We start from the raw sequence: 6,393 nt of genomic DNA on the forward strand, positions 1-6,393 counted from the left end.
TGCTCCTTTCTTCCCCGCCTTCGCAAGGATTGCGGGTCAGAGAAGTTGCAGAGGCTTTTGCCGCCGGGAACCGGGAGAGAAACGAAGAAAGGCACAAACACTATGGCTCTATACGAACATGTGTTTCTTGCCCGGCAGGACCTCTCGCAGCAGCAGGTCGATGCGCTTGTCGAACAGTACAAGGGCGTCATCACCGCGAATGGCGGGTCCGTCGGCCGGGTCGAGAACTGGGGACTGAAGTCCCTCACCTACCGGGTCAACAAGAACCGGAAGGCATATTATACACTCATGGACATCACCTGCCCGCCGGCCGCGCTCAACGAGATGGAGCGCCAGATGGGCCTGTCCGAGGACGTGCTGCGTTTCCTGACCATCAAGGTCGATGCGCATGAGGAAGGTCCGTCGGCAATGATGCAGAAGCGCGAAGAGCGCTCGGAACGCGGCGGCTTCGGCGACCGCGACCGTGGCGATCGTGGCCCGCGCTCATTCGGCGACCGCGATCGCGGTGACCGTGGTGATCGTCCGCCGCGCAGCTTCGGCGATGGCGGTGCCGATCGTGGCCCGCGCCGTCCGCGCGAAGGCTTTGAAGGAGCCGCAGAATAATGGTCGACATCAACCAGATCCCAACCCGGCGCCCCTTCCACCGTCGCCGCAAGACCTGCCCGTTCTCCGGCGCCAATGCGCCGAAGATCGACTACAAGGACGTGCGGCTTCTGCAGCGCTACATCTCCGAGCGCGGCAAGATCGTTCCATCGCGTATCACCGCCGTCAGCCAGAAGAAGCAGCGCGAGCTCGCCAAGGCGATCAAGCGCGCCCGCTTCCTCGGCCTGCTGCCCTACGTGGTCCGCTAACACTGATTAGTTGACCATGATCTTATCCGAAAACCGGTTTCCACTTTTCGGGATCATGGTCTAGCCAGCGGGCGGTTCGCCGCCCGCTTTTCACCGGCCACGACGGGCGTAGCCGGATCGAACACCAAATCCCGGGTTGGATTTCAACAAGAGATCCTAACTGCCGCGACAGGCAGGACAGCGACACAGGCGACGACGCCCCAGCTTCCTGACCTGTTCCAGACAACTCGGCGCCGATCCTGAGGACAGCGCCCAAGCGAAGGAACAAAACCATGGAAGTCATTCTTCTCGAACGCGTTTCCCGCCTCGGCCAGATGGGCGATACCGTCAAGGTCAAGGACGGGTTTGCCCGCAATTTCCTGCTGCCGCAAGGCAAGGCGCTGCGCGCCAACGAAACTAACAAGAAGAAGTTCGAGGGACAGCGGGCCCAGCTTGAAGCCCGCAACCTGGAGCGCAAGTCCGAAGCCGCGCAGATTGCAGAAAAGCTCGACGGCAAGAGCTTCATCGCCGTGCGCTCGGCCGGCGAAACCGGTCAGCTTTATGGTTCGGTCTCGACGCGCGACATCGCCGAGCTGGTGACGGCGGAAGGTTTTTCGGTCAACCGCAACCAGATCCTGCTCAACCAGCCAATCAAGACCATCGGCGTCACCAATGTGGCGATCGCGCTGCACCCGGAAGTCGAGGTTACCATCACGCTCAACATTGCCCGCACGGCCGACGAAGCCGAGCGCCAGGCCAAGGGCGAAACGCTGACCACCGCCGAAGCCATCTACGGCGAGGACATCAACGATAATGCGCGGCCGGAAAACTTCTTCGATCCGAATGCGGAGTTCGAAGGCGGCGAAGACAACGGCTGATCGTCATTCGTCGGCATTCGCCGGCTAATCGCTATTCTGGACCAATGCCCGGGCCTCGTACCCGGGCATTTTTATGCCAAATGGAACTTTTCGAACCCCTATATCTTGATGCAGAATAGGACAGCATGTCTGGCCGAGAGGGGACAATTGGTCATGAATATTCTGCTGAAACGCGTTCTCGACCGCCTGGTCCGCACAGGCAATCTCAAGGTGACAGGGCCGCAAGGCTCGATGGTGACTTTCGGTGACGGCAGCGGCGAGCCGGTGCACATGCACATCAAGACAAGGCATGCCGAGCGCGCAATAACCTTCGATCCGATGCTGGCGGTGCCGGAAGCCTACATGGACGGTGAACTCGACATTCTCGAGGGCGGCGTGCTGGGGGTGATGCGGATTGCCTTCCAGAACATGGGCAGCGGCGGTATCGATGCCACCTGGTCGAAGGCGATCGAAGGTCTGCGCCACGCCTTCCGGCGCCTGCAGCAGATCAACACGGCGTCGCGGGCGCGCCGCAACGTGCAGCGCCATTACGATCTGTCGGGCGACCTCTACCGCCTCTTCCTCGATGAGGACATGCAATATTCCTGCGCCTATTTCGAGCAGCCGGACATGACGCTCGACGAGGCCCAAGCGGCCAAGAAGCGCCATATCGCCGCCAAGCTCAGGCTGAAGGCCGGCCAGACGGTTCTTGATATCGGCTCCGGCTGGGGTGGGCTTGGGCTCTATCTAGCCAAGGCGTTCGACGTCGACGTACAGGGCGTGACGCTGTCGACCGAGCAGCACGGCGTCGCCACCGACCGCGCCCATGCGCAAGGCCTGCAAAACCGGGTGCATTTCGACATCAAGGACTATCGCGAACTCAATGAACGTTTCGACCGCATCGTCTCCGTCGGCATGTTCGAGCATGTCGGGGTCAATCATTTCCGCACCTTCTTCGACAAGTCGGCGACGCTGCTGAAGCCGGACGGCGTCATGCTGCTGCACACGATCGGCCGCTCCGGCGTGCCGTGGGCAACCAGCGCCTTCATCCGCAAGTACATCTTCCCGGGCGGCTACATCCCGTCGCTATCCGAAGTGATGCCGGCCATCGAAAAATCGGGGCTCGTCGTCACCGACATCGAGGTTCTGCGGCTGCATTATGCCGAGACGCTGAAGCATTGGGGCGAGCGCTTCGCCGCCAACCGCGACAAGGCCAAGGCGATTTATGACGAGCGCTTCTGCCGCATGTGGGAGTTCTATCTTGCCGCCTCGGAAGCTGCCTTCCGCTGGCAGGATCTGGTGATCTTCCAGATCCAGATTGCCAAGAAGAACGACACGCTGCCGATGACGCGCGACTACATGGCCAGTTGCGAGAAGGCGCTGGAGATGCGCGATCTTGGACGTCGCGAAAAGGCTCCGGTTGCCAAGCCCACTCGCCGCCGCAAGGTGGCGGATCCGGAGTAGACTGCCGGCATCACGCCATCGCCACTTGCCATTGCCGGCCGGCACGCTGAAAAGGGTCCCGTCAAACGCGGGACCCTTTTTTCATGACCTACCTCCTCTACGTCGCCGCCGCACTTGCCGAGATCGCCGGCTGCTTTTCGTTCTGGGCGTGGTGGCGGCTGGACAAGTCGCCGCTGTGGTTGGCGCCCGGTCTCGTCTCGCTCGTGCTATTCGCGTGGCTGCTGGCGCTGGTCGACACCAGCGCGGCGGGCCGGGCCTACGCCGCCTATGGCGGCATCTACATTGCCGCCTCGCTGGCCTGGCTGTGGCTGGCGGAAGGCGTGCACCCCGACCGCTGGGATCTTGCCGGTGCCGCGATCTGCATCGTTGGCGCCTCGGTCATTCTGCTCGCACCTCGGACTGCCTAAGCGATGGAACTGCCCGTCCCGCTTAGACAAGGCGTCGACCGCCTTCTCGAACAGGTGCCTTTGCCGATGCTTAAGCAAGCGGCAAAGACGCTGTCGGACCGCTACCGCGCAGAGTTGCGCGACGGTCGCCTGCACATGGCCGAAGACATGGCGGTGAAGGCCTATCTGGCAACGCGGCTACCGGCGACCTATGCGGCCGTTCGCGCCAGCCTCGATGCGGTGGGCGAGTCTCGGCCCGACTATGCTCCGAAGACCTTGCTCGATGTCGGCGCCGGCCCTGGCACGGTGCTTTGGGCCACAATCAATCTCTGGCCGGATCTCGAACAGGCGGTGCTACTCGAGGCCGGCGCCGCGGTACGAAGGGTCGGCGAAGCACTTGCCGCGGATGCGATCACGGCCAGGACCGCCTGGCGGACCGGCGACATCACCATCGACCTGGTCGATCTGGAGCCGGCCGAGCTGGTGACTTCAGCCTATGTGCTGGATGAGATCGCGCCGGCATCGCTGGCAAAACTCGTCGACCGGCTCTGGCAGCTGACCGCAGACACGCTGCTGGTGGTCGAGCCGGGCACGCCGGCCGGCTGGCAGCGTATTCTTGCCGTGCGGCGGCAGTTGATCGAGGCGGGCGCGCACGTGCTTGCGCCCTGCCCGCATGAGGCGCCCTGCCCGCTCGTTGCCCCCGACTGGTGCCATTTCGCCCGCCGCGTCGCCCGCTCGCGCCTACACCGTCTGGCCAAGGATGCCGAGGTGCCGTGGGAGGACGAGAAATTCATCTTTGTCGCGGCCTCCCGCCATCCGGCCGCTCCGCCTCGAGCGCGAGTGATCGCACCGCCGAAGTCGGGGTCCGGCAAGGTCTTGCTGAAGCTTTGCGAACAGGATGGGGGTGCTGCCGAGCGACTGTTCACCAAGCGCGACGGCGAGACGTTCAAGGCCGCGCGGCGACTGGATTGGGGTGATGCCTTGCCGGAATGACCGGCAGCTGTTTTCCTGTTTTGTTCTCGCCCGAGAACGGCTAGGCTCGCCATCTTGATTCGAGTCAATCGAGATTCTTTCCACCGAAAGATCCTGGCTGTGAATCGCGGGCATCAAAGTTGGTTGGTTGGGGACTGATGCAGATAAGTCATCACCGACTTGTCTCGTTCTGATATCGAGAGACGGGGATCAGGACCGGGGACATCATGGCAGAGGCAGCACGAAAATTCGGCGTGGCGGAAACACCGCTCTATCGCGAGGCGCCGAACAATATCGAGGCCGAGCAGGCGCTGCTCGGCGCCATACTGGTCAACAACGATGCCTTCTACCGCGTCTCCGACTTCCTGAAGCCCGGCCATTTCTACGAGCCGCTGCATAGAAAGATCTTCGAGGTCGCGGCCGAGCTCATCCGCATGGGCAAGATCGCGACGCCGATCACGCTGAAGACCTTCCTGCCGGCCGACGAGAAGGTCGGCGACATGACGGTGGCGCAATATGTCGTGCGGTTGGCGGTCGAGGCCGTCACCGTCGTCAACGCCACCGACTATGGCCGCGCCATCTACGATCTGGCGACGCGGCGCGCGCTAATCACTGTCGGCGAGGACATGGTCAACATCGCCTATGACGCGCCGGTCGACATGTCGCCCTCCGACCAGATCGAGGATGCCGAGCGCCGCCTGTTCGAATTGGCCGAAACCGGCCGCTACGATGGCGGCTTCGAGAGCTTCACCGATGCCGTCAAGACCGCCGTCGACATGGCCAATGCGGCTTATATGCGCGACGGGCATTTGTCGGGCGTTGCTACCGGCTTGCGCGATCTCGACCGCCGCATGGGCGGCCTGCAGTCGTCCGACCTGATCATCATTGCCGGCCGCCCCGGCATGGGCAAGACCTCGCTCGCCACCAATATCGCCTTCAACATCGCCGAGGCCTATGTCCCGGCGCAGCAGGCGGACGGCTCGTTCAAGGCGGCCAATGGCGGCGTCGTCGGCTTCTTTTCGCTCGAAATGTCATCCGAACAGCTGGCCACCCGCATTATTTCCGAACAGACGGAAATCCCGTCGTCGAAAATCCGGCGCGGCGAGATCAGCGAGATGGATTTCGAAAAGCTGGTCGCCTGCTCGCAGACAATGCAGAAAATCCCGCTGTTCATCGACCAGACCGGCGGCATTTCCATCGCTCAGCTGTCGGCCCGCGCGCGTCGCCTGAAGCGCCAGCGCGGCCTCGACGTCATCGTTATCGACTATATCCAGCTGATGCAGGGATCGAGCGCGAAATCCTCGCAAAACCGCGTCCAGGAAATCACCGAGATCACCACCGGCCTCAAGGCACTAGCCAAGGAACTGGCGGTGCCGATCATCGCGCTGTCGCAGCTGTCGCGCCAGGTCGAGAGCCGCGACGACAAGCGCCCGCAGCTTTCGGATCTGCGCGAATCGGGCTCCATCGAGCAGGACGCCGACGTGGTGCTGTTCGTCTACCGCGAGGAATATTATCTGAAGAACCGCGAGCCGAAGCCGGGCACCGACGAATACATCAAATGGGAACACGAGATGAACGAGATGCGCGGCAAGGCCGAGGTCATCGTCGCCAAACAGCGCCACGGCCCAACGGGATCGGTCAGCCTCGCCTTCCAGGGCGAATTCACCCGCTTCTCGGACCTTGCGGAAGAGCATCATTTGCCGGACCGGTTCGAGTGACCTCTTGATACAGGTCTCATTCCTTCGCACCCCCCTCTGTCCTGCCGGACATCTCCCCCTCAAGGGGGTGTTTGGACCGGAGACATCGCGAACAGGTGTGCGAGGACATCGCGAACAGTGCTCCATGCTATCTCTCGACGAGGTTGAGGTCGATGGTTTGGATTTT

Annotated in this window: 7 protein-coding genes; all 7 read left to right on the plus strand. The window is 62.5% G+C overall.

Going from position 1 to position 6,393, the window contains the following annotated elements; translation table 11 throughout:
* Positions 1-102: 102 nt before the first annotated feature.
* The gene (rpsF, locus tag NKJ81_RS30555; protein ID WP_292663863.1) at positions 103-603 is read left to right on the plus strand and encodes a 30S ribosomal protein S6; all 501 of its coding nucleotides are present in this window, start codon (positions 103-105) and stop codon (positions 601-603) included.
* Complete coding sequence (rpsR, locus tag NKJ81_RS30560) at positions 603-851, plus strand: 30S ribosomal protein S18 (RefSeq protein ID WP_006203718.1); 249 nt, start codon at positions 603-605, stop codon at positions 849-851. The genes rpsF and rpsR overlap by 1 nt, the downstream gene beginning before the upstream one ends.
* A gap of 272 nt (positions 852-1,123) precedes the next feature.
* Positions 1,124-1,708, plus strand: a complete 585-nt coding sequence (gene rplI, locus NKJ81_RS30565; protein ID WP_352542730.1) for a 50S ribosomal protein L9 — start codon at positions 1,124-1,126, stop codon at positions 1,706-1,708.
* Positions 1,709-1,861: 153 nt separating this feature from the next.
* Positions 1,862-3,151: a cyclopropane fatty acid synthase gene (locus tag NKJ81_RS30570; RefSeq protein ID WP_352542731.1), complete on the plus strand. Its 1,290-nt coding sequence runs from the start codon at positions 1,862-1,864 to the stop codon at positions 3,149-3,151.
* An 83-nt stretch (positions 3,152-3,234) separates the two neighbouring features.
* Positions 3,235-3,558, plus strand: a complete 324-nt coding sequence (locus NKJ81_RS30575; RefSeq protein ID WP_352467171.1) for a YnfA family protein — start codon at positions 3,235-3,237, stop codon at positions 3,556-3,558.
* A gap of 3 nt (positions 3,559-3,561) precedes the next feature.
* Positions 3,562-4,530, plus strand: coding sequence for a small ribosomal subunit Rsm22 family protein (locus NKJ81_RS30580; RefSeq protein WP_352542732.1), 969 nt, complete (start codon positions 3,562-3,564; stop codon positions 4,528-4,530).
* Positions 4,531-4,736: 206 nt separating this feature from the next.
* A complete protein-coding gene (locus tag NKJ81_RS30585; RefSeq protein WP_023677714.1) occupies positions 4,737-6,227 on the plus strand; it encodes a replicative DNA helicase in 1,491 nt (496 codons plus the stop codon).
* The last annotated feature ends 166 nt before the right edge of the window (positions 6,228-6,393 follow it).

Source organism: Mesorhizobium sp. M0018, assembly GCF_040323955.1.
Lineage (GTDB): Bacteria > Pseudomonadota > Alphaproteobacteria > Rhizobiales > Rhizobiaceae > Mesorhizobium.